This window comes from Streptomyces sp. NBC_01717 (genome assembly GCF_036248255.1).
Taxonomy (GTDB): Bacteria; Actinomycetota; Actinomycetes; order Streptomycetales; family Streptomycetaceae; genus Streptomyces.
Window position 1 is genome coordinate 1,743,866 of the sequence record NZ_CP109178.1, and the last position, 22,666, is coordinate 1,766,531.

Genomic DNA, 22,666 nt, shown 5'->3' on the forward strand with positions numbered 1-22,666 from the left:
GCGTACCCACGATCAACGCGGCACCACTATAGGGATGCGGAGTGAAACTTCGATGCCAATCCCGATCACTCTCTCCACATTTTTGATCACGACACCCTCCGAGTCACACCGGGCCCGGCAACCACCCGTTGACATGCACCTGCGTAATGGTGAATCCTCGCGCGTGAAGTTGCGCGATCTGACGCATGTTCAAGCATTTACAAACATCCAGTCCGAAGGGATGTATCCCGTGCGAAGACTTCACCACCGGGCCCGCCGACCGGCCTTGGCTGCGGTAGGACTTGCCGCCGCCCTCGCCGCCGCTCTGCTCGGCGCCCCCGCCGAACCCGCCCACGCGGCAACCCCCGCGAGCGGCGTGCTCGATGACGCCCACAAGAGCGTGACGTGGCAGAGCCCCGTCTATCCCAAGGGCACGGTCGGCGGCCCCAGCGACTGTCCGCCGGCCGCCGAGGACCCGGAGAACAAGGTCTGCGACCGCTTCGACCTCACCGTGTCGACTCCCGACGGCTACTGGGACGACAACCCGGAGGGTGGTGTGCCGATCTCCATCGAGTGGCAGAAGCCCGCCGAGGACTTCGACATGTACATCTACGACTCCGCCGGCAAGCAGGTCGCCTCCAGCGCGGGCACGGCCGACCCCGAGGCCACGGTGATCCCCCGGGCCGACGGGACGTACCACGTGATCGTCGTGCCGTACGACGTCACCGACAACTCGTTCACGGGCAAGGCCTATCTGCCGGAGACCACCGACTCGGGCAACCTGACCTCCTTCAGCGGGGGCCACGGCAGCTACTCCATCGAGGCCGGAGAGCTCAAGGCCAAGGCGGACTTCCTGACCGGTGGCCAACTCCGCCTCCAGGCTTCCCCCTCGGGCGAGTTCACCGACCCGGCCGGCTCGGCGATCATCCGCAAGCAGCCCGCGGTGCAGAAGCACACCAGCACCTTCGACAAGGGCGACTACTACGGCATCCGCTCCCCCGACGCCGTCCTGCGCGTCTACAAGAAGCCGCTGCGCTTCGGCCTGTACAAGGCCGACAACCGCACCCGCATCTGGCAGGAGGACAAGCCCCTGCGCTGGTCCACCGGCGGTATGCGGCAGAGCCTGGAGCGCGGCGCCGACGAGCAGTTCTTCGGCGGCGGCGAACAGAACGGCAGCTTCTCGCACCGCGACAAGACGGTCTACGTGGCCAACAACACCAACTGGAACGAGGGGGGTTACAACAACTCCCAGCCCTTCTACCTCTCCAGTGCCGGCTACGGCGTCTACCGCAACACCTTCGCGCCCGGCGTCTACCACTTCGGCTCCCCGGTCCAGACCGGCCAGCAGGAACGGCGCCTCGACGCGTACTACTTCATCGGTGACGCGAAGAAGGTGATCGGCAAGTACACCGCCCTGGTCGGCAAGCCGTTCATGCCACCGGTGTACGGCCTCGAACCGGGCGACGCAGACTGCTATCTGCACAACGCCAACCAGGGCGAGCGCCACACCCTGGACGCCCTGAAGGTCGCCGACGGCTATACGCAGAACCAGATGCCGCTGGGCTGGATGCTCGTCAACGACGGTTACGGCTGCGGCTACGAGAACCTGCCGGAGACCGCCAAGGGGCTCCAGGACCACAACGCCCAGCTGGGGCTCTGGACCCAGAACGGCCTGGACAAGCTCGCCGACCAGGTGAAGGCCGGCCAGCGGGTCGCGAAGCTCGACGTCGCCTGGGTCGGCCAGGGCTACGGCATGGCTCTGGACGCCTGCGACAAGGCCAAGTCCGGCATCGAGGAGAACAGCGACGCCCGCGGCTTCGTCTGGCTGCCCGTCTCCTGGGCCGGCGCGCAGCGCTGCGGTGTCCTGTGGAGCGGCGACCAGTCCCTCTCCTGGGACTTCGTACGCTGGCAGATCCCGACCTACGCCGGCGCCACCATGTCCGGTATCGCGTACAACACCGGTGACGTCGGCAGCATCTACCGCCACGACGCCAAGATGTACGCCCGCGACCTGCAGGCCAAGTCGTTCCTCCCGGCCCTGATGACGATGGACGGCTGGGCGACGGACCTGACCACCAAGCAGAAGATCAACCAGCAGCCGTGGGTGGACGGCGAGCCGTACACCTCCATCAACCGCAAGTACCTCCAGCTGCGCGAGCGGCTGCTCCCGTACCTCTACACCCTGTCCGCCGAGGCCGCGAAGACCGGCGTGGGCTCGGTGCGCCCGCTGTGGCTGGAGTACCCGGACGACCCCGAGACCCTGGGCGCGAACGCCAAGTACGAGTACTTGGCGGGCTCCGACTTCCTGGTGGCCCCGGTCTACGAGGACTCCGACACCCGCAACGGCATCTACCTGCCCAAGGGCACCTGGACCGACTACTGGACGGGAAAGACGTACGAGGGCCCGACCACGGTCAACGGCTACCACGCCCCCATCGACACCCTGCCCCTCTTCGTCAAGGGCGGCTCCATCGTGCCGATGTGGCCGAAGGGCACGACGTCCTGGCAGACCCGGGACCGGAGCGAGCTGGACTACGACCTGTACCCGCAGGGCACGAGCACGTACACCCTGTACGAGGACGACGGCGTGACCCGGAAGTTCACGGAGGGCGCCTCGGCGACGCAACAGGTACGCGTGCAGGCACCCACCCACGGAAAGGCGAGCACCACCATCAAGGTCGGTGCGAGTGTGGGCCGTTACGAAGGGAAGCCGGCCGCCAGGACGTACCGATTCACCGTGCACGGCAAGGACGCACCGTCGCAGGTGGTCATGAACGGCAGCCGTCTCCAGCGACTGAACTCGGCGACGGCGCTCGCCTCGGCCGACTCCGGCTGGTACACCGACCTCGCGACCGGGATCACGGAGATCAGGACACCGTCCGTCTCCACGGGCCGCGGCTTCACGGTAGAGCTGCGCAAGTAGCGAGCACGAGGTCAGGGGCTGTCTTCGGACAGCCCCTGACGCGTGTCGCGCAGGACTCAGGCCGACCGGTCGACAGCCAATCCGACGAACCCGGCCCACGCGTGACGGGAGACGGTCAGGACCGGTCCGGCGGCGACCTTTGAGTCCCGGATGTGTACGGCTCCGGTGGCGTTGGCCACCTCTACGCACTGCCCACCCTCGGCACCGCTGTAACTGCTCTTCAACCAGGCGAGTTCCTGAGCGGCACCCGGGGTCTCTACGGTGTTCATAGCTCTCCCAGCAACTTCTCGATGTATCCCAGGGTCTCTCGCGGACTGAGAGCCTGGGACCGGATGATCCCATAACGCGCGGCAGCGAGCCGGACCTCTTCGCGATCCGTCAACAGGCTGCTTCGGCCTTGGACCTCCATATACGTGAGCTGCTCGCCACCCTTCCGTGTGATGACGGTGAATGGGCCGTCCACGCCCGCATTGTCCTCACGATCGAGTGGCATGACCTGGATCTCGACATTGCGCTTCTGACCGATGAGCAACAGCTGTTCCAGCTGCCCTCGCAACACAGCTTTTCCGCCAAGTGGCTTACGCATCACCGTCTCTTCGAGCACGAAGCTGAGCAACGGCGCAGGCCAGCGGCTGAAGATCTCCTGCCGAGCGAGGCGTGCCGTCACTCGCAGCTCGATCGTCTCCTCATCCAGCAGAGGGCGACGCATTGCGAGCAACGACCGCGTGTATTCCTCGGTCTGCAACAACCCGTTGACGACGTGGGAGTCGTACACGCACAGCTCGACCGCCTCCGCCTCCAAGCGTGCCATGTCCCGGAAGAAGGCCGGGTACTGCGCCCGCCCCACCTCCTCCTTCAGCGCCTTGAGAACCCCCCCGGCATCCAGCACCTCGTCCGCCCGGTCGATGAACCTCGGCGGCGGGATGCGCCTCCCTTGTTCGAAGGACGCGACCGACTGTCCCGCGTAGCCCACGCGCTCCCCGAACTCGGACCGCTCCAGCCCCGCTCGAATCCGCAGCAACTTCAACTGCCTGCCGAAAGCCGTCACCACGCCCGCTCCCGGTTCGCCCTCCGGCCGGGTCCCGGCGCCATCCCGTACGCCCTGGTCCATCGATTCCGAAGAGTCCATCGGCCCCACCACCTCACCGGCCCAACGCCGCGCCCCGAACTTCGTCACGCGGCGCGCCTCGTACACACCGCACGCCGCCGCGTACAACTGACACCCGACGGCGCGTCACTGCTGGTCACGCTACGCCACCGAGCGTCACCGTGAAGGCATGACGAGCAAGCAGCCACTCCCCGTACGTCTCACCCGCACCGGCCAACCCCTCTTGCCCTGGCACCACTTCACGATGCGATTCAGTTCCACCCCACGCGGCGCCCGTCTCGCCCGACGCCTGGCCGGGGAACGCCTCGACGCCTGGGGAATCCCTTACGGAAGCGACGCCCACGACGTGCTGACGCTGATCGTGGCGGAGCTCAGCGCGAACGCCGTACGCCACGGACGGGTACCCGGCCGCGACTTCCGTCTCCGGCTCTCGGCCGAGGGCACGGCCCTGCGCGTGGAGCTCACCGATTCACGCGGCGAGAGCATCCCGGCCCTGGCCGAACCGTCCAACGACCTGGACGGAGGCCGCGGCCTCCTCCTGGTGGCCGCACTCACCGACCGCTGGGGCTGGTATCCGTGCATCGACGGGCCCGGCAAAACGGTGTGGGCCGTTCTGGACGTGGGCCGGTCGTAGTCGCTCATCCACTCACGCAACCGCCCCACCCCGCCCCACCGGTCCGGAACCCCGCCCCCAGCGCCGCCCGATCATCGCCAGGTAATCGACACGATCCGACCGGCAGTTCCGCACGGGATCCCCGCAGGAGGACCCAGTTGCGGGGTTCTACAAACGGCTGCTCCCCTGCACCACATGGGACATGGTCTCAGTAGCCTTGGAGTCCTTCGCCCAGCTCCGTGTGTCGCAGCCCGTCACAGCTTGAACACCACTCCGCGCCATGTCCATCCCGCGTCGAGGACCGCGGCCCGCAGGGGATCCTTCATCTCCGCGGGGTCGAAGCGGAACACTTCCGTCTTGTGCAGCCGGCCGTCAGCCCCTCGCTCAACCACCCACTCCCGGGAGACCGCGGTCACCTGTCCACGGGAGTACTCGCGCGACGCCCGCAGGCTGGGCGTGTCCCCGACCCACGCGACCTCCCACTGCTCGTCGAAGGTGCGGACCTCGTGCTTCTCCGGGACCAGACGCATACGGGTCTTGAGGGTCCGGTCCAGCCGAGTTCGGACGAAGAACGTGCGCATGGCAGGTTCCAGGATCCGCCACTCCGCCACCAGGCCGTCGCCCTCCTTTGGGGTGGCATTGCGCACCCGGTACGGCACGTCCGGGCCGTTGATCGCGAGCAGCGCGGCCCGGACTTCCTCTGCGGAACGCGGTGTGACACCACTGCTGGGGCGCTTGGTCCCGGTCAATTTGTCAAAGAGGCCCATCGGACCAATCTATGAACGTCCGGCTACTCGACGCAAAATCTCCCAGGTGCAGTGTGACGAGCTAGGTGTATCGACCTGGGAGGTGTGGAGGGTGATGTGGGCGGGGACGGCCCTCATGACTTGACTCTTGACCTTGCCCAAAGGTGAAGGCCGACAGTGTCGGTGGCGACCAAGCCGGCGAGCTGAGCATGCTTGGCTCTGACCGAACCCGGATGCGAGGAACCTGCATGGATGACGACGCTCTCCTGGCAGAACAAATGGCCTACTACAGGGCCGGCGCGGCCGAATACGACCGGCCCTATGCAGAGTACGAAGACCTGCAGAGGTTGCTGGCTGTCGTCGATGACCTCCCGATTGCCGGGGATGTGCTGGAGCTGGCCTGCGGAACCGGCCAGTGGACCACTCTGCTCGCCGCGCGGGCACATTCGGTGACGGCTGTAGACGCGGCAGCCGAAGTACTGGCCCTCGCTCGTGCACGTACCGCCTCCCCCATCGTGCAATTCCTTGAGGCCGACCTGTTCGAGTGGCAGCCACGGCGACGCTACGACACCGTGTTCTTCGCCTTCTGGCTCTCCCATGTCCCGCCGACGCGGTTGCCCGACTTCTGGAACACCGTCGCCGCCGCGCTCGCGCCCGGCGGAAAAGTGATCTTCATCGACGACGGCCCCGCCGCAGCCGCGTACGAGGAAGTCCTCACGAACCAGCCGACCCCCGCGGCGCTGCGCCGGCTCGATGACGGCAGCCAGTACCGCATCGTGAAGGTGTTCCACGATGCCCAGACCCTCACGGACGACCTCACAGCGCTGGGGTGGTCGGTGCGTATCCGGTCCATGGCCGGGAACTTCATCGGCATTGCAGAACCGCCAAACAGCGCTGGCGAAGAAGCCGCAACCGCGGCATCATCCTGAGCCGGACGGTGAAGATGCCGTGTCTGTGGTCAGCCGGACTGTGAGCGGGACACCCAGGACTCCAGTGAGTACGGTCGCGTCGCCGTGCCCGCAGAGGCGACGATGTGCGGGACTGGGATCGTGGTGTGCGTGAGCAAGTTCGGGTCTCTGGAGGGCGATCAGCGAGTTCGAGTGCGCGCTACACGACCTTGGGCTTGTCGACCAAGGTGCCGGCGTTGTTGTAAAACAGCCGATTCTCGACGATCTTGCCGTCCTTGATGGTGAATTGTTCGATGAAGTGGGTCAGCTCTCCGGTCGTGACGTCCGGGATGCCGATGCACGCCGCGACGCGGTCGCCGTCGGCGATGGTGTAATGCACCGTGATCGAGGAAACGTCGAGGTAGTTCTGCATGACCTGCGCGAGGCCGAAGAATTCGTCCTTGCCGTGGTAGGCCTTCCCGAAGGGCAGGAACACTGGCTCGATGACCGCGACGTCCTCGGACAGATAGCAGACGACTCCCTCGACGTCGCCGTTGTTCGCCGCTTGGAACATGGCTTCCACGATCGCGCGGTTCTGCTCGGTCAGTGATGTCGCCGCGGACATGGCGTTCCTCCTCTGAGGCGAAGGCTCTCGTGCGTCGAGAATCCCGTTAGGGTCCGGTGTTTGGGCTGGTTGCGGCACACTCGTCGATGCTGGGTTCAGCGGTCGATCGAGGCCATGTTGATCTCGTCGTGTCGGGCGCCGGTGGCCGGCGTGATGTTGTCGAGCCGCTGCAACTGGTCGGCGGTCAGGATGACGCCGTCGGCGGCGGTGTTCTCCTCGACGCGAGCGACTCGCCGGCTGCCGGGGATGGGGGCGATGCCCTCGCCTTGGGCCAGCAGCCAGGCCAGCGTGATCTGTGCCGGGGTAGCACCGGCCTCGGCCGCCATGTTCCGTACCTCCTCCACGAGCTGCAGGTTCTGGTAGAAGGCCTCGCCGATGAAGCGCGGATTGGTCTTGCGCCAGTCGTCGTCGGGGATGTCATCTGGCGTGCGGATCTGGCCGGTCAGGAACCCATGCCCGAGTGGCGCGTAGGGGACGAGGCCGATGCCCCGCTCGCGTAGCAGGGGCAGCAGCTCGTTCTCGGGGTCGCGGGTCCACAGGGAGTATTCGGTCTGCAACGCGGCAATCGGGTGCACGGCGTGGGCACGGCGGATCGTGTCCGGCGAGGCCTCGGACAGGCCGATGTGCAGGACCTTGCCTTCGGCGATCAGCTCGGCCACGGCGCCGACGGTCTCCTCGATGGGGGTGTTCGCGTCGACCCGGTGCTGGTAGTAGAGGTCGATCCGGTCGGTGCGAAGACGCTTCAGGGAGCCCTCAACGGCGGCGCGGATATTGGCCGGACTGCTGTCGAACGGGCCGGGTCCATCACCGGAATGGGACAAGATGCCGAACTTCGTGGCGACGACGACCTGGTCGCGCCGGCCCTGCAGCGCCTGACCAACGATCTCCTCGCTGTGGAACGGGCCGTAGCTTTCAGCGGTGTCGATGTGGGTGACGCCGAGGTCGAGCGCGCGATGGATGGCGCGGATGGATTCGGCGTCGTCCAGGCCGCCGCCGGAGGTGTAGGTGCCGGCCATGGTCATGGCACCCAGGCCAATCCGGGAAACCCGCAGGCTCCCAAGCGTGGCGTGCTGCATCAGAGAACTCGTTTCTCGTTGAGGGTGTCGAAGGACGGTGCATCAGACGGAAGCGGTGAGGACGGACGTCCGCGGCATACGGGCGGTTCTCTTCCTCGATCTCGCCGACGTCCAGTCAACGGCGGTTCATCACATCCGGGCAGTCTCTGCGAATAGGGGTACTCACAGGGACCCCCTCCGGGATGTGGGCCGGGCCTATCCTTGACCTCATGGACGAGAAGGAGGCCGCACGGGCGGCGGTCCGCGAGTTCCTCACCACCCGCCGCGCCCGGGTCAGCCCAGCTGACGCCGGCCTTCCTACCCCGGGAACCCGCCGTCGAGTGAAAGGCCTGCGACGGGAGGAGGTCGCGATGCTTGCCGGGGTCAGCCCGGAGTACTACGTGCGGCTCGAACGCGGCAATGCAACCGGGCCCTCGACCGGAGTCGTCGACGCCGTCGCCGACGTCCTGCGTCTGGACGATGACGAACGCGCTCACCTCGACCGGCTGCTCGCCGCTCTGATCCCCGCGGCCCGCAAGCGGAGCCGCGGCGCGGCGAAGGACCTGGTCACCCCCGGAATCCGGGTGCTGCTGGACTCCATGGACCACCTACCCGCAGTGGTCTTCAACGGCCGGTTCGACATCCTCGCGGTCAACACACTGGGGCGCGCACTCTTCGCACCGCTGTACGACCTGCCCGGACGGCCGAACAGCGCCCGCTTCCTGTTCCTCGACGAGCCCAGGGCCCGGGACCTGTTCCCCGAGTGGGACCGGATCACAGCCGACACCGTGGCGATGCTGCGGATCGAGGCCGGCCGCCACCCCGACGACCCCGACCTGACCGAACTGATCGGACAACTCGCGACCCGCAGCACAGAATTCCGGACGCGCTGGGCGACCAACGACGTACGAACCCACCGAGCCGGCACGAAGACCTTCCGGCACCCACTCATAGGCGAGGTCACGCTGCCCTACGAGACCCTCCGCATCGACGCCGTCTCCAGCCAGATACTCAGTGTCTACACCCCCCAACCCGGCACCCCCGAAGCCGACGCGATCCGCCTCCTGGCCAGCTGGAACGCCGACAACCAACGGAGCATCAACCCGACAGCAGGAACACGCGGCCGGAACCCCGAGGACTAACTTGATCTTTCACCTGCGGTCGGCTCGGTATCGACCCCGGCTGATCATGGGGACAGCCCTTGCGAGGATCGCGTACGGCAGCGCGCGGATCCTGACCATGGCGGCGGCCAGGTCGTCGGCGGTCGCGGCGAGCAGGTCGACGGCCTCACGCACCGACCCACTGGATCGAATCCGACCGGAAGGTCACTTCCCGACCGACCTCCGTGCATCGGGGGCATCGGGGCGTAGTGACCTGAATGCGGATCTCAGTTCGTTGGTGAAGATGTCCGGCACTTCCCAGGCGGCGAAGTGACCACCGTTGTGGACCTTGTTGAAGTAGATGAGGTTGTGGTAGCTGCGCTTCGTCCAACTCAGCGGTGCCTGGTAAATCTCGCCAGGAAATACCGTGACGGCGGCCGGGATGGAGACCGAAACGGCATTGAAATTGTTGGCGTTGTTCTCCCAGTAGAGTCGGGCGGATGAGACAGCGGTGTTCGTGACCCAGTAGAGCGTGATGTCGTCGAGCATCTCGTCTTTGGTGAGCACTCGCTGGGGATGGCCGTTGCTGTACGTCCATGCGGCGAACTTGTCGTACATCCAGGCGGCCAGTCCAACTGGCGAGTCCGACAACCCGTACCCCACAGTCTGGGGACGGGTGACCATCATGGCTGAGTAGCCCGAGCCCGTCTTGTAAAAGGCAGCAAGCTTGTTGTAGGCCGCCTTCTCCTCGACGGACAGGCCGGCCGGGGCCGGGTCGCCGCAGTTGAGTTTCTTCGCGATGTCCGCGGGCACGGTGGCCGGAAAATTGACGTGGATGCCGAGCAGGCCCGCAGGTTGCTGTATCGCCATCTTGTCCGAGATTACCGCCCCCCAGTCGCCGCCCTGGGAAACATAGTGCTTGTATCCCAGACGCTCCATCAATACGGTCCAGGCGCGCGCAATCCGGTCGGGACCCCACCCGACACTCGTCGGCCTTTGTGAAAAACCGTAACCCGGAATCGAAGGTATGACGAGGTGAAAGGCGTCGTCCGCACGTCCGCCATGGGCGGTAGGATTCGTGAGCGGGTCGATCACCTTGAGGAATTCCAGAATGGATCCCGGCCAGCCGTGAGTCAAGATGATCGGCAGGGCATTCGAATGACGGGAGCGGACGTGAATGAAATGAATGTCAAGCCCGTCGATCTCGGTCAGGAACTGCGGCAAGGAATTCAGCCTTGCCTCGATCTTCCGCCAGTTGTAAGCCGTACCCCAGTAGCGTGCGAGTTCTTTCATGGTCGCCAACTGGACGCCCTGCGTCTGATCCCGGACAGTCTCTCGGTCGGGCCACCGCGTCGAAGTGATCCGCCGACGAAGATCAACGAGATGTGACTCCGGAACATCGATGCGGAACGGCCGGATGCTCTCGCTTCCATTCACGCCGACCGGCTTCTCGGACAGCCGGCTCATGCCGACCGGCTTCTCGGACAGCCGGCTCATACCGACCGGCTTCTCGGGCAGCCGGCTGAAGGCTCCCGCGGTTGCCCCGGTCGTCGCAGCGACCGAGGCGAAAAGAAGCTTTCGTCGCGAGAGCCATCGGGACGTCTCGGGCATGAATGTCTCCTTGGGCTATTTCCGCATTTTCGGGCGACCGGTTTCCTCGTCGTCGGCAGTCGAAACCCGGCACGGAGCCCCTGCGACCCGGGGAACTATTCAACCCGGGTTCGAGTCGGAAACAGGGGGCATTGAGATGCCGGTGTTCACATTCTCGGCATTGCGGCCGAATGTCACGTTATTCACCCTCATGTGAACTCGCAACTCGTAGCTGGACAGCGCGGCCTGGCAGTCGCGGGTGGCCTGTGGACCGACGCACCATGCGTCTCCATCACCCGCCACGGCACACCGATCGCATCGGCCGGCACTCACGCGATCGGCGCAGCATGTGCGACGAACGCCGCATCGCCCGCGGCCGATTCGCCCGCCGCGTGCCAGGTCCTGGGACCGAACTGATGCCGTCCTCACGTGACTTCTTCGACCACACGATGCAGCAGGTGCGGGAGCTGGGCGGCACGGCCACGGCACGCGCGGAGGAGTACCAGGGCGCGTTGAAGGTCTTCGTGGAGAGCCGCGCTCCCTTGCTCAGCTCGGACAACTCACCGGTGGGGTAGGGGTACTTGCTCCGCAAGCCCCGGCACGCGGAGTCCGCCAACCTCACGTGGCGCTGCGCTCACTCGCCTCGCGCAGATCGCGCTCCACGGCCCGGTGGTGCGGGGAGACCGGCTCCCCCTCCGCGCTGCCGGGCCGCCCCACCCGTAGCAGCTCCCGCCACCGTTCCTGGCTCCAGTCGGCCGGGGCCGTGGTGCGCACGAAGTCCTCGACCAGGGCGCGGAAGCGTGCGGGGTCGCTGTGGAAGGGGAAGTGGCCCGCACCATGGAAGATCTCCAGGCGGCTGCCGGGCATCGCCGCGTGCGCGCGGTAGGCGTGCCGGACCGGCACCACGCTGTCCCGCGATCCCCACAGCAGCAGTGTGGGCATGCCCTCCGCCAGGTAGCAGCGGTCGAGCATGGTCACCACCTGGCCCTGCCAGTCGACCACCGACCGCAGGGTGCTGATGAACGCGCTTCGTGACGTGGCGTCGGGGAGGGCGTCGACCACGTTGAGCAGCTCTGCGGCATCCTGGCCCAGATCGGTGTCGAGAAGCTTGATCAGTCGGGTGAAGAGGTCGACCTGGCTACGCATGCCGGGCAGTCTCAGCGCGGACAGCATGAGGTCTGCGCCCGGCAGCGACACCGCCCGCAGCACAGGGTTGACCTCGCGCCCCACACCGCCCGTACTCACCAGGATCAGGCGGTCGGTCCGCTCGGGGAACTGGTACGCGAACTGCATGGCCACGCCACCGCCAAGCGAGTGACCGACCAGGGTGGCACGCTCGATGTCCAGCACCCCCAGCAGGTCGCGGATGCCGTTCGCGTATGCCGCCACCGAGTAGTCGGCGCGCGGCTTGTCGGACGCCCCGTGGCCCAGGAGGTCGGGGGCGATGACGGTGTAGCTGCGCGCCAGGTCGGGGATCAGGTCCGCCCAGGTCGCGGAGGAGTCGCCGATGCCGTGGATGAGCAGGATCACGGGACCTTCTCCGGCGATCCGGTACGCGCGGCGGTAGCCGTGCACCACGTGGTGGCGCAGCGGTACGTCCTGCCCGGACACCGAGCGCAGGCGGCCCGCTCCGGGCGAGCTCGGTTCAGGTTCTGGGGCGCCGACCACAGTCTCGTCTCCCGTCTGCTTCTCCCCGCTTTCTCCTCGAGCCTAGAGCTTTTGGCGCACAGGGGATTTCCGGGACGTTTCAGGCCGTGCGCGTCTGCTCGGCGAATTCGACCGGTCGGAAAGTGGAAGGACTCCCGTCGAATCGGCATGGAACCACGTGCCCGCGAATTCCGTAACACGGACGTAGCAGTCGGGTGTTCTGCGCACCCCGTGATCACCCCCAGCACACCCGCCGCCGGGTTCCCTTCACCTGCCGCGGTTCTGTGCTTCTCCCGTACGCGTCCGGCTCAACCGCACGTACGCCGAGAACGTGTTCTTCGTGGATCAGCTGCGGGACAATCCCCAGCGCCGCCCCGTGGAGATCCATGCGACGCACGGCGACCCCCTCGATCTCTTGTGACGGTGCGGGAGCGGGCCGACGGTATCGGCCCGCTCCCGCGACGTCAGTCGCCGGCCCGAGTGCCCTTCACCTTCAGGTGTCGGACGCGGCCCGCGTTGTCGAAGGATCCGAAGCCCACCCGGCCCGAGGCGAAGACCGGGTCGGTGGCCGTGATCAGCGGGTTGCGGCTGCCGTCCAGGTAGACGGCGGTCTCACCGGTGTCGGCGCAGTGGGTGAGGCGCACCTTGTGCCATCCGTCGTCCTTGATCGCCGGAGGGGCGCCGTAGGTTCCGTTCCACTGGTCGTCGATCCGCAGCCGGTCGGCGTCGTTGACGGTGAACAGACCGTTGTGCGGGTAGATGGTGTTGTCGCTCGACAGGTGCGCGTACTGGAACCGGGTGTCCGACTGATAGTCCCAGATGAGGATGACGTCACGGTTGGTGATCTCGACGGGGGTGTCGATCCGCACCTCCGCCTCGACGGAGACGGAGGAGTAGCGCGGGCCCGCGGTCAGGACGGCGTACTCGAAGGGGCGGCGCGGTCCCGGGCGGGCGACGCCCGGCTCGGTCATGATCGTCTCCCTTCGCGTGTACGCCCACTTGGCCGGGGTGACCGGCGCCCAGTTGTCGGGCCCGGTGGTGTGGGTGGTGGGGGTGTTGCCGATCTCGCAGTCGGCGAAGGTGCGGGTCCCGGTCACCTTCCAGACCTTGCCGTTGGCCTTCGAGACGATGTACAGGCCGCCGCTGCGGTCGGTGCCGAAGCGCAGGTCGACACGCTGGTCACCGGCGAGATCGCGCATGGTGACCGTCTTCCCGGTGGACCTGTCGAAGAGCATCAGCTGTTCGAGCGGCGCGAGTTCGCCGCCGCGGTGCATGTCGCGGGTGTCCGCGGCCAGGATCCGGCCGTCCACGAGGTCGCCGAAGATGTACTTTCCGCGCAGTGCCGGCGCGTCCTTGCCGCGGTAGACGGAGCCTCCGGCGATGGCGCGGCCCACATCGGACCGGCAGTTCCAGTCGGCTCCCGGGTCGTGGTCGTAGGCGGCGACCGGGTAGGTGTAGCCGTACTGGGCGTCGTCGGCGGGGAGGGGAAGGATGCGGGCGCACGGGTCGGTGGCCTTCTTGTCGAATACGAAGGGGCCCTCGCGCTCGCTCCAGCCGAAGTTGTCACCGGCCTTGACCTCGTACACCGACTCGATGGCGTGCTCGCCTATGTGGCCGAGATACATACGGTGGCTGCCGCCCGCGTCCCAGCTGAAGCGGTGCGGGTCCCGCATGCCTATGGCGTAGATCTCGCCGAGCGCACCGGGCTCACCGACGAACGGGTTGGACGCGGGGATGCCGTACCGGCCGTTGGCACTGTCACGGCCCGCAGGGTCGATCCGCAGAAGTTTGCCGTGCGGGAGCGTCAGGTTCTGTGGCTCGCTGTTGCCGACGCCCTGCCCCCCGTCACCCACCGCGAGGTAGAGGAGGCCGTAGTCCTCGTCGTGAGGCCTTGCCGTCGGGTTGAAGTCGATCTGCTGAATACCGTGGACCTGGCCGGTGAAGCCGATACGCAGCACCTCGCGATGGGTGCCGTGGAAGACGGCCGCGGAAGGGTCGTCGGCGGTCCACTCGGTGATGATGCCGTGATAGGTGAGCGTGCCGGCCTGCCGGTAATCGGGAGTCTCGGTGGCCTGCGAGGCGAGCTCGGTATGGATGGTGTAGAAGCGCCCGTTCGTTCCGAACTCCGGGTGGAATGCGGCGTACCCGAGGCCCTGGCCGAGGCCGCGGCCCGAGAAGAAGTGCGGGAATGCCGCCTTGACGTCCAGGTAGGGGTGCGGGGTGCCCCCGGAGGTGCGCGTCGCGGCTCCGGGATCGGTGAGGTACAGGGTGCCGTTGAGGTCGGGGGTCGCCATCCGGCCGGAGCCGTCGGGGAGTTCGTTGATGGTGTTGATCCGGGCGTGGCGCATCAGGCGCGGATCCGTCGGCGTCGGCACGGGTTCCGACTTGGGGAACTGTGCGAACTCCTGCAGGACGAGGCCCGTCCTGGACTGGACGGGCTTCTGCGGAATGGGGTCGGTCAGGGCGGCTGTCGCCGCGGCGGGCTCGTCGGCACGGGAGGGCGCGGCGAGACCGCCCAGGGCGAGGGCTGCGCTGACGGCCACGGCCGCCCAGTGCCTTCGGTATGTACGTCGTGACGCCATGCGGGTCCCTTCGAGCTGGCGTGACAAGTAGGGAATGGACGATCCGGGGACGAGAGAGGTCAGTGGCCCCGCGTCATGCGCCGGTACTCCGCCGCCACCGCTCCGGCCGGCACCGGCCGGTTCAGGAACAGGAGGTCGTCCATCCGGCAGTCGCAGGCGTTGTTCTCCCGGGTGTTCTGGGGGAAGCTGCCGCCGATCTTGATGCCGCGAGGATCGGTGGGCGAGGCGCGGTGGGGCGCCGGCGTGGTGGCCAGTTCCCAGGGGTCGCCCGGCGTGACGTAGAAGCCGTCCAGGGGCTTGCCGTCGCGGTAGAGGGCGAGGGTGCCGTCGCGGAAGTCGAACGTCGCGGCCAGGTGGACCCATTCACCGCGGGGCAGCAGTTCTTCCCAGGGTGCGTCGGTGGCGAAGGTCTGGGAGGCGCCGCTGTCCAGGCGTCTCCCCAGCGCGACCAGTTTCAACTCGCCGTTGACCTGGATGAGTTCGAGAAGCGCGCGCACTGCGTGACCGTCGGAGGTTCCGGACAGTACGCCGGCCAGCCCGATCGCGTTGTAGCGGTCGCTCGGGTCGGCCGTGTTGGAGTTGAGGGCGGGATTGTCGCCCGTCGTCTTGAACCAGCCCATGACGGTGGCGCCCCGGGCACTGCGGAAGGCGTCGAGGGACGACATGCCCTCGGCGTCCCAGGCACCGGCCTTCCAGTCGTCGTTGCCCGCGGTGGCCGGGTTCTGCTGGCGTACCTGCAGGGCGGGCGAAGCACCCGGGTACGCCTCGTCGGCCACGCGCATCGCGGAACCGCCGTTGATCAGACTGAGCGCGGTGCCGGAGCGTCCGATGTCGCGCTCGCGACCGGGGTCGGCTGGGTCAGGGTGCCCGAAGTCGTACGCCGCCACAGCCTGCGTCCGCAGCGGAGTGTGGAGGGTCGAGGGGCGGGCCGCGTGGGCCGGAATCGTGGCGGCGGCGAGTGAGGCGGTCGCGGCGAGCGCGGCGACGGCGAGTGAGTAGCGTCTGGTGCGGGGCGGTGTCATACAGCCTCCCAGCGGCAGCGAAGGGGCAGCCGACCGAGGTCTCCCGGGCGGCAGAAAGCGCTTTCGTCCGCGTGCAGGGACCATGTAACTCCTCCGCCGCGACCCTGACAATGGGCGTGTACTTGCCAATTTCCTGGGCGCCGTCAGCGGCGGCGCGGACCTCCTTGCGAACAAGGACGCAGACCCGCGAGCGCCCGTCAGGGCGCAGACGGCACCGGCTCACGGCGGCCTACGAGCACCTCGCTCCGAGTCCCGGCGGGTACGACGGGTGCGTGAAGCAGTCCGGTGGGCGACCGCGCGGGTGCCGGTTCACCCGCCGCGCCGCCTCGCGCTCCCACCTCAAGTCAGCTCGGAAGGAAGCCAGTTGCCCAAGATCCCGATCGCAGCCGCTCCGTCGCTCGTGCTGTGACCGCGAAGTTTCGCCGGGTTGGCGGTCGTGGCGATCGGATGTGCGGCGACGTCCGATCCGACCGCTGGAGGTGCGGTGGCAGAGCCTGCCTGTATGCGCAGACCGACCGCCCAAGAAGGCCGGCGGCTGCAGCAGATCACACGCAGTGGCAGCACTGGCTCGGCGCGCGGCGTCCACTGAGGGGAACGCCGCTGCCGGCAGCGGCCTGACCCGGCTGGAAGGTGAGTCACCGGGAATCCTGACCGGGCCCTACAGCAGCCCACGCGAAGCCGGCGAGAGCGAAGACCCTTCCCGGCGGCGGCGCGTGGCCGACGGCGGTGACGGCAGCCGGATTCCCCTCACCTGCGCGGCTCCGGGCGAAGTACCGAGGCGTCCGGCGGTTGACCGCACGGTGTGGTCGGCACCTCCGCCAATCCCGGCCCAATGATGACATAAGGTGCATGGTAAAGTTCTAAGATGGTTGGTCATATTGCCATGAAGGAGTCCTGGTGAGCAGAAGGAGTGTGCGCGAGGAGATCGTCAACGCGGCGGTCGAGCAGTTCCACGCGCGCGGGTTCAACGCGGCGGGCGTCAAGGACATCACCGACAGCGCGGGGGTTCCGAAGGGGTCGTTCTACAACCACTTCGTGAGCAAGGAGGCGCTGGCCGTGGTGGCCCTGGAGCGGTACGGCGAGAGCCGCCGGCTCTCGGAGCTCACCGACGCGTCGGTCGATCCGCTGCTCCGACTGCGTCAGCACTTCGAATTCCTCCGTGACGAGAACACCGGCCGGGATTTCTCGCGCGGCTGCCTCATTGGCGGCTTCGGCACGGAGATGGCCGACCACAGCGATGTGATCCGCGAGGCGGTACGGGTCAGCCTGGAGCGCTGGGCGCAGGCTCTCGCGGCTGCGATCACCCAGGCGCAGGAGTCGGGCCAGGTCGCGGCGACCACAGACGCGAAGACGCTCGCCCGGTTCATCCTCAACGCCTGGGAGGGGACGCTCATCTCCGCCCGGTCCGAGCATTCGGAAGCCTCCTACGAGGTGTTCTTCGACACGGTGTTCGGCACCCTGCTCGCCTGAGCACGTGGGGCGCTTCTCCGGTTCCACGACCCGAGAGCACGACCACCGAGCCCCCTGCCGCGGACGGCCGGGGGCTCGGTGGTGTAGTGCGCCGCACGTCATTCGAGCGTGATCTTGTCGAGTTCGATGGTGACGAGCAGCAGATCCAGGTTGGGCGTTCCATCCTCGTTGAGGGCATAGACCCGCCGTTCGGTCGGGACCTTGATCCCGTCGAACTCCCGGTACTCCGAGGGGTAATGCGCGGCGGGGCCGCCCGCGACGACCTCGGCGTTGTAGTCGTGCCGCTTGAACAGGCCGTCGCTGCCGATGTAGAAGGTCTGCTCCTTGGAGTGGGTCGCGACACTGTCGGGGAACGTCACCTTCAGCCGGCGCCACGTCTGCCCGTCCTCCTCCCAGGGCGTCAGCTCCTCGGTCGTGAAGCCGGGCATGGTGAAGGAGAAAGGTGCAGTCAGATACGTCCACATGGCATATCCGGCAAAGTACGCCAACTGCAGTTCGTCCCACGGGGATTTGAGGACGTGTCCGGTGAAGGAGTCCCGCGGGTTGTCCCGTTCGGCCAATACCTCACCCGCGTCGGTCTCGATCGCGACGCGCTGGGAGGTGAGGGCGGTACGCCGCCCCTCCTCCTTGATCGGGAAGTGGCTTGCGAACTGGCTGTGCAGGTCGACGCGGACATGGGCGTCGGCAAGGACACCTTCCTGCCCCTTGAGCCCCCACAGTGGTCCGCCGTTGCGGATGTGCGCGGTGAGGGATGTGAACGCGTTCCACCGATCGAGGCCGCCGTGCGCGGCGATGGTCAGATCCTTGAGGTTACCTTTCTCATTCATTGTCAGACCGCCATATTCAGGACGATACGGAAGCGGGCTTCGCCGGACATCATGCGCTCGTACGCCTGGGGCGCCTGGGCGAGCGGCACGACTTCGGTCATCGGGCGGACATCTCGGGCCTTGGCGAACCGAAGGCTGTCCTCGTTGTCGATGGAGCTGCCGGTCAGGCTTCCGGTGACCGTGCGGGTGCCGAAGATCAGGTCGGTGGTCTGCACCTGGACCGGGTCGGCGGCGGCACCGACGACCACCATGCGGCCGCGCGGCGCCAGCCCGGAGACCAGCGGCGACATCGAGGCACCGCTCGCGGCAGTCGCGACGACCGCGGCCGCGCCGCCCAGCTTCTGCAACTGCGCGCCGGCGTCCTCGGTGGAGCTGTCGATGTAGTGGTCGGCGCCGAGCCGCTTGGCCAACTCCGCCTTCCCCATGCCCCGGGCGATCGCGGCGACGCGGAACCCGAGCTTGTTCGCGTACTGCACGCCCAGGTGCCCAAGGCCGCCGATACCCTGCACGGCCACCAGCGCGCCCGGGACGCATTCGATCTGCCGGAGCGCACTGAACACAGTCAGCCCCGCGCACAGCAGCGGCGCCGCGTCGATCGAGTCGATCCCCTCAGGAATCCGGACCAGGCCGCTGGCCCTGGCGACCATCGACTCCGCATAGCCGCCGTCGACGTCACTGCCCGTCTGCGGCTGGTCCGCGCAGTTGACGAAGTCGCCACGCCGGCAGAAGTCGCACACTCCGCACTGGCCGCCCAGGAATCCCACGCCCACCCGCTCACCGACCCGCCATGTCGTCACCCCGGGACCGACCGCATCGATGACGCCGACGACCTCGTGCCCGGGGACCACCGGCGAGGACGGGTCGGGCCGCATCCCCTCGACGGCCACCACATCGGTGTGGCAGACCCCGCATGCCTCGACCCGCAGGCGCACATGTCCCAGCGGCGGCTCCTGCACCTCACGCTCCACCAGCTCGAACTTCCGCGCCTCTGTGACCTCGAACGCTCGGTATGTGGACATGGCACTCCTTGCTCGTCGGTGGCTCGCACGCCGGATCGCCCGCGAATACCGTCCGTGGACAGACGTCACATCCGGTCAATATGACCGGTCGTCTTAGCTCCACAATGGCTGGTCTTCCTGGGAGCGTCAAGTCAAGCGAGGACACCGCGAGCTCCACCAACCGGTTGTCGATCGCTCCGCAGGACCATGGTGCTGCCGTAGTCGCGGTACAACTCGGCCACGGCCCGGCGCCCCTCGCCCCGTCGCGGATCCGGGAACCGAGATCACGTAGTCGAAGACGACGTCTTCGGCCGGCAGATCGAAGTAGTACCGTGTGGCACTGCCGCAGCAGCGGATGGACTTCCCCCTCCATCGCTACGGCAGCGACCGCCGCTGTCGCCCTCTGAAGCCCCCTGCGGCATCTCAGCGGGGACACCTCAGGGGCTTCCCCCAGGGGACAGCTGGGGGTTACCCCCCAACGAAGTCGGGGATTAACCCGGTCGCTCGGACGACGCCCGGTCCGTAGGTTCTGGGGTGGAATCGGAACACCGTTCCACTCAGCCTACGGAGGCCCCTCGTGACCGCCCCTTCGCGTCCGCGGACGCGCACTCCTCATCCGCTCGTCGCGGCCTTCGTACGGTTCGTCGTGTGCGGTGGCGGTGTCGGGCTGGCGTCCAGCGGGGTACTCGTACTGCTCAACGACCGGATACCGATGGCCATTGCCAACGCGCTGGTCACCGTCGTCTCCACGGTCATCGCCACCGAATTGCACGGGCGGGTCTCCTTCCGGAGCAAGCGGAAGGGGTGGGGGGTCCATCTTCAGTCCGGGGTGACCGTCGCCGTGAGCTACGCGTTCACGACGGGGGCGCTGCTCTGCCTGTACGCCGTCCGGTCCGAGCCCTCGGCCCTGGTGGAGCAGACGGTCTATCTGTCGGCGTCCGCGCTGGCGGGGATCGGACGGTTCGCACTACTGCGGATTGTCGTCTTCGCCGACCGGACCCCGGCACCCGACGCCTCGCTCAGCAAGGCCGCGGTGGCGATGGCTGCGTGAGGTCGCCGCCTTTCCGCAAATCGCGGAATGCGTCGTCGCTACGTAATGGGCTCCCGGCCAGGGGCCTTCGCTGCTTCCTCGGCCTCGTTCCCGGCGACGTCAGTGCCGCCGCCTGCCGCCCCTGCCCCTGCCCCTTTCGCCCGGTCGGCGCCGCTGATGGCTGCGGCCGAGATGTGCGGCCGGCCGCCGACGGGCCTGCTCGGCGACCGTCCTCAGATCCGCCAGGCCCGCCTGGTCGGGATGACCGGATGCGAGAGCGGCCTCAAGAGCCTTGTGGGCGGAGAGTTCCTGGCTTCCCAGGATTTCGAGCAAGCCTTCGGGTCCCGCTGTCTCCAGGAGTTGGAGCAGACTCTCGGCGACCATGACGAGGCTCTCGGGCTCGTTGAGGTCCTCGGCACCGAGGACCTCCCGGCGCACCAGGACACTCAGGGCAGTGGGGCCGAGGAGCGGGTCGCCGCGCAGACCGCGCAGCAGGGCCTCGCCGTCCGGGTACGCGTCGACGAGCGCGTCCAGCATGACTTCGGCGCGAGTACGGAACGGGGTCGCGCGCACGGCGTCGGTCAGCTTCTGCAGCGCCTCGGCAGAGCTCTCCCGGGCGGCGACCCAGGCAGCGAGTTCGGTGCGGGCGGCATCCGGGTCGTAGTGCTCTGCGATGACACCCAGGAGCCCGGCGGCGGGGGCGTGGGCGAGTTCACCGACGCGCGGGGCATCACGTCCTTCGGCGAGCAGCCGGCGGCGTACGGAATCGTGGCCGAGGGCGGTGAGACGGATCAACTCGACCGGCCCGTCGGTCAGTTCCGCCCGCCGCGCCTTGCTCCGCTCTTCGGCATCCTCGCTCTCCCCCTGTCCACCGGCGACGACGCCGAAGAGCTCGGCGAGCTCCGGCGGCATCCCGGCGGGCGGCAGCACGGACTCCTCGAGCGGTATGTCGAGGAAGACCGGGTCGGCCATGCCCTCGTGCCGCTTGATCGCGCCCAGGTCCTCCAGCACGTCCAATGCGGTGCGCAGATCACGGTCCGCATGTCCGAGTTCCAACTGCCAGGCGTAGTGCCCGGTCAGGTCGTACTCGGTGCGGTAGCTCAGGTGCAGCGAGTCGCGCAACCGGGGCCAGGGCATGGCGTGCGGCAGGCTGTAGAGGGTGTTGAGAACATCCGGCACGATGTCCTCGAAGCTGTCGAAGAGCATCGACCCGACGTGTCGGCCACTGCGGGTGCCCAGGAGTGCCACGCGCAGCTCGGGGAAGGTCTCGAAGGCGTGCCGCCACAGCGAGAGCGGGTCCTGCAGCAAGGGCTGCGCCTTGGCAACCGCGTACAGCCGCCCCTTGACCACCCGTACCAGCCGGGCCTTCTTCGCCCACTCGACCGCAAGCCCCAGCCGCGGCAGCTGCGTGGAGGAGCGCGCCGTATCCACCGCGTCGCCTGTCCCCAGCTCGGCAACGAGGGCTCGCGCGTCCGCCATTCGCAGGTTGCCCGTCGCGGTGAGCGCGCGCCCCTCAGGGCCCGCCCAGTCGGCGATCCCTCGCAGCCACCGCAGCGCGCGGGACGTCTCGGCGCGTGCACGCAGCTCCTTCTCGGCGGGCAGCAGGACCGGCAGCTGCGGTTCGGCACGTGTCACTTCTGCCGGGCCGCGCGTCAGGTGGTTGCGCAACACCTCGTCCAGTACGTCCTGGTCGTACGGCACCTCGCCTTGCTGAGCCTGCTCCACGAAGCTTTCAAGCGCCGCCGGATCCTGGACATCGACCCCCTGCTCGGCTGCGGTGACCGCCCAGAACTTCGCCAATCCCCAGCGGCCGCGGTCAGCCATGGCGGGGGCGAACTGCGGTGTGAGGGACTCGATCGCAGCAAGGTTGTCGGCCGACGAGGCCCCGCGCGGGTCGCTGAGGCCCATCGCATCGAGGTAGCGCAGCAGAGCCGCAAGTGTGCCGGGCGCATCCGCCGGCTCTTCGCCGGGCAGCACGGTGACTGCGCGCGGCACCCAGTCCAGCAGATACTCCTCGATGTGCCTGGGCTCCCACAGCCCCAGCCGCCCGTCGCAGGTACCTCGGTGGCGATAATCGAGCGCCGTCTCGACGAAGAACGGGTCCACGCTCTCGCCCCGCTCGCGGGCCCACTGACCCATCCGGCGGATCAGCAGCGAACGCGCCGCCTCGAATTCCTCGGTCTCCTCGGGCGCGAAGAACATCCTCATCACACCGGCCCTGCCTGTCCTGTCGTACGGCCGCCGTCCCACAGCATGCCAGCGGCCCCGGGCCCGATGGAGATCGTGGTTCCGCGGGACCAGGCGGTCACTATTGAACCGTAACCGGTCCGCCGGCGGACGCAGATGCTGACGGGGGGACGAGATGATTCTGCACTGTCTGCAGCGGTTCCCCGTTCGGTTCAGGGTGCTGTGAAAAGTGCGGGAAGCGGGAGCGAGGGCTGGGCTCAGGTGAGCAATGCAGCCC

The 22,666-nt window shown here is 67.7% G+C and carries 19 protein-coding genes and 1 pseudogene; 7 read left to right on the top strand and 13 right to left on the bottom strand.

All coding sequences use genetic code 11. The annotated features are described in order from the left end of the window. Positions 1-229 precede the first annotated feature (229 nt). Complete coding sequence (locus OHB49_RS08010) at positions 230-2,902, top strand: glycoside hydrolase family 31 protein (RefSeq protein WP_329159050.1); 2,673 nt, start codon at positions 230-232, stop codon at positions 2,900-2,902. A 56-nt stretch (positions 2,903-2,958) separates the two neighbouring features. On the opposite strand, the gene OHB49_RS08015 is transcribed toward OHB49_RS08010, so the two are convergent. Beyond that, positions 2,959-3,171 carry a DUF397 domain-containing protein gene (locus OHB49_RS08015; protein WP_329159051.1) on the bottom strand — a complete coding sequence of 71 codons (213 nt, stop codon included), beginning with the start codon at positions 3,169-3,171 and terminating at the stop codon, positions 2,959-2,961. Further along, the gene (locus tag OHB49_RS08020) at positions 3,168-4,013 is read right to left on the bottom strand and encodes a helix-turn-helix domain-containing protein (protein ID WP_329166403.1); all 846 of its coding nucleotides are present in this window, start codon (positions 4,011-4,013) and stop codon (positions 3,168-3,170) included. The genes OHB49_RS08015 and OHB49_RS08020 overlap by 4 nt, the downstream gene beginning before the upstream one ends. A gap of 166 nt (positions 4,014-4,179) precedes the next feature. Here OHB49_RS08020 and OHB49_RS08025 point away from each other — a divergent pair, with 166 nt between their 5' ends. Further along, positions 4,180-4,644: an ATP-binding protein gene (locus OHB49_RS08025; RefSeq protein WP_329159053.1), complete on the top strand. Its 465-nt coding sequence runs from the start codon at positions 4,180-4,182 to the stop codon at positions 4,642-4,644. A gap of 233 nt (positions 4,645-4,877) precedes the next feature. Here the strand turns inward: OHB49_RS08025 and OHB49_RS08030 are convergent, their stop codons facing one another. Further along, positions 4,878-5,390: a hypothetical protein gene (locus OHB49_RS08030; protein ID WP_329159054.1), complete on the bottom strand. Its 513-nt coding sequence runs from the start codon at positions 5,388-5,390 to the stop codon at positions 4,878-4,880. Positions 5,391-5,617: 227 nt separating this feature from the next. Between OHB49_RS08030 and OHB49_RS08035 the strand changes: the two genes are divergently transcribed. Next, on the top strand, positions 5,618-6,298 hold the full coding sequence (locus OHB49_RS08035) for a class I SAM-dependent methyltransferase (protein ID WP_329159056.1): 681 nt from the start codon (positions 5,618-5,620) through the stop codon (positions 6,296-6,298). A 178-nt stretch (positions 6,299-6,476) separates the two neighbouring features. Here the strand turns inward: OHB49_RS08035 and OHB49_RS08040 are convergent, their stop codons facing one another. Further along, positions 6,477-6,881 carry a nuclear transport factor 2 family protein gene (locus OHB49_RS08040; RefSeq protein WP_329159058.1) on the bottom strand — a complete coding sequence of 135 codons (405 nt, stop codon included), beginning with the start codon at positions 6,879-6,881 and terminating at the stop codon, positions 6,477-6,479. A 95-nt stretch (positions 6,882-6,976) separates the two neighbouring features. Next, positions 6,977-7,957: an aldo/keto reductase gene (locus OHB49_RS08045; RefSeq protein ID WP_329159061.1), complete on the bottom strand. Its 981-nt coding sequence runs from the start codon at positions 7,955-7,957 to the stop codon at positions 6,977-6,979. Between the two features lie 209 nt (positions 7,958-8,166). Between OHB49_RS08045 and OHB49_RS08050 the strand changes: the two genes are divergently transcribed. After that, on the top strand, positions 8,167-9,078 hold the full coding sequence (locus OHB49_RS08050; protein ID WP_052190113.1) for a helix-turn-helix transcriptional regulator: 912 nt from the start codon (positions 8,167-8,169) through the stop codon (positions 9,076-9,078). Between the two features lie 45 nt (positions 9,079-9,123). Here the strand turns inward: OHB49_RS08050 and OHB49_RS08055 are convergent. Together OHB49_RS08055 and OHB49_RS08060 are read right to left on the bottom strand one after the other, a co-directional pair. Beyond that, positions 9,124-9,231, bottom strand: a pseudogene (locus tag OHB49_RS08055) (IS5/IS1182 family transposase); the annotation flags it as partial. Between the two features lie 30 nt (positions 9,232-9,261). Next, the gene (locus tag OHB49_RS08060; RefSeq protein WP_329159065.1) at positions 9,262-10,647 is read right to left on the bottom strand and encodes an epoxide hydrolase family protein; all 1,386 of its coding nucleotides are present in this window, start codon (positions 10,645-10,647) and stop codon (positions 9,262-9,264) included. Positions 10,648-11,042: 395 nt separating this feature from the next. Between OHB49_RS08060 and OHB49_RS08065 the strand changes: the two genes are divergently transcribed. Continuing rightward, positions 11,043-11,201 (top strand): hypothetical protein, encoded by a 159-nt coding sequence (locus OHB49_RS08065; protein WP_329159067.1) that lies wholly within the window; start codon positions 11,043-11,045, stop codon positions 11,199-11,201. A gap of 43 nt (positions 11,202-11,244) precedes the next feature. Here the strand turns inward: OHB49_RS08065 and OHB49_RS08070 are convergent, their stop codons facing one another. From OHB49_RS08070 to OHB49_RS08080, 3 genes are all read right to left on the bottom strand, one after another. Next, on the bottom strand, positions 11,245-12,246 hold the full coding sequence (locus OHB49_RS08070) for an alpha/beta fold hydrolase (protein ID WP_443079648.1): 1,002 nt from the start codon (positions 12,244-12,246) through the stop codon (positions 11,245-11,247). Positions 12,247-12,737: 491 nt separating this feature from the next. After that, the gene (locus tag OHB49_RS08075) at positions 12,738-14,855 is read right to left on the bottom strand and encodes a PQQ-dependent sugar dehydrogenase (protein WP_329159071.1); all 2,118 of its coding nucleotides are present in this window, start codon (positions 14,853-14,855) and stop codon (positions 12,738-12,740) included. Positions 14,856-14,914: 59 nt separating this feature from the next. Next, positions 14,915-15,877, bottom strand: coding sequence for a hypothetical protein (locus OHB49_RS08080; protein ID WP_329159073.1), 963 nt, complete (start codon positions 15,875-15,877; stop codon positions 14,915-14,917). 897 nt (positions 15,878-16,774) lie between these two features. Between OHB49_RS08080 and OHB49_RS08085 the strand changes: the two genes are divergently transcribed. Beyond that, complete coding sequence (locus OHB49_RS08085) at positions 16,775-17,347, top strand: TetR/AcrR family transcriptional regulator (protein ID WP_329159075.1); 573 nt, start codon at positions 16,775-16,777, stop codon at positions 17,345-17,347. 98 nt (positions 17,348-17,445) lie between these two features. On the opposite strand, the gene OHB49_RS08090 is transcribed toward OHB49_RS08085, so the two are convergent. Further along, complete coding sequence (locus OHB49_RS08090) at positions 17,446-18,174, bottom strand: hypothetical protein (RefSeq protein WP_329159076.1); 729 nt, start codon at positions 18,172-18,174, stop codon at positions 17,446-17,448. A gap of 2 nt (positions 18,175-18,176) precedes the next feature. Beyond that, complete coding sequence (locus OHB49_RS08095; RefSeq protein WP_329159078.1) at positions 18,177-19,193, bottom strand: alcohol dehydrogenase catalytic domain-containing protein; 1,017 nt, start codon at positions 19,191-19,193, stop codon at positions 18,177-18,179. 556 nt (positions 19,194-19,749) lie between these two features. Between OHB49_RS08095 and OHB49_RS08100 the strand changes: the two genes are divergently transcribed. Further along, positions 19,750-20,223: a hypothetical protein gene (locus tag OHB49_RS08100; protein ID WP_329159079.1), complete on the top strand. Its 474-nt coding sequence runs from the start codon at positions 19,750-19,752 to the stop codon at positions 20,221-20,223. Positions 20,224-20,322: 99 nt separating this feature from the next. Here OHB49_RS08100 and OHB49_RS08105 read toward each other — a convergent pair whose 3' ends face one another. Continuing rightward, complete coding sequence (locus tag OHB49_RS08105; RefSeq protein WP_329159080.1) at positions 20,323-22,410, bottom strand: hypothetical protein; 2,088 nt, start codon at positions 22,408-22,410, stop codon at positions 20,323-20,325. Positions 22,411-22,666: the final 256 nt, after the last annotated feature.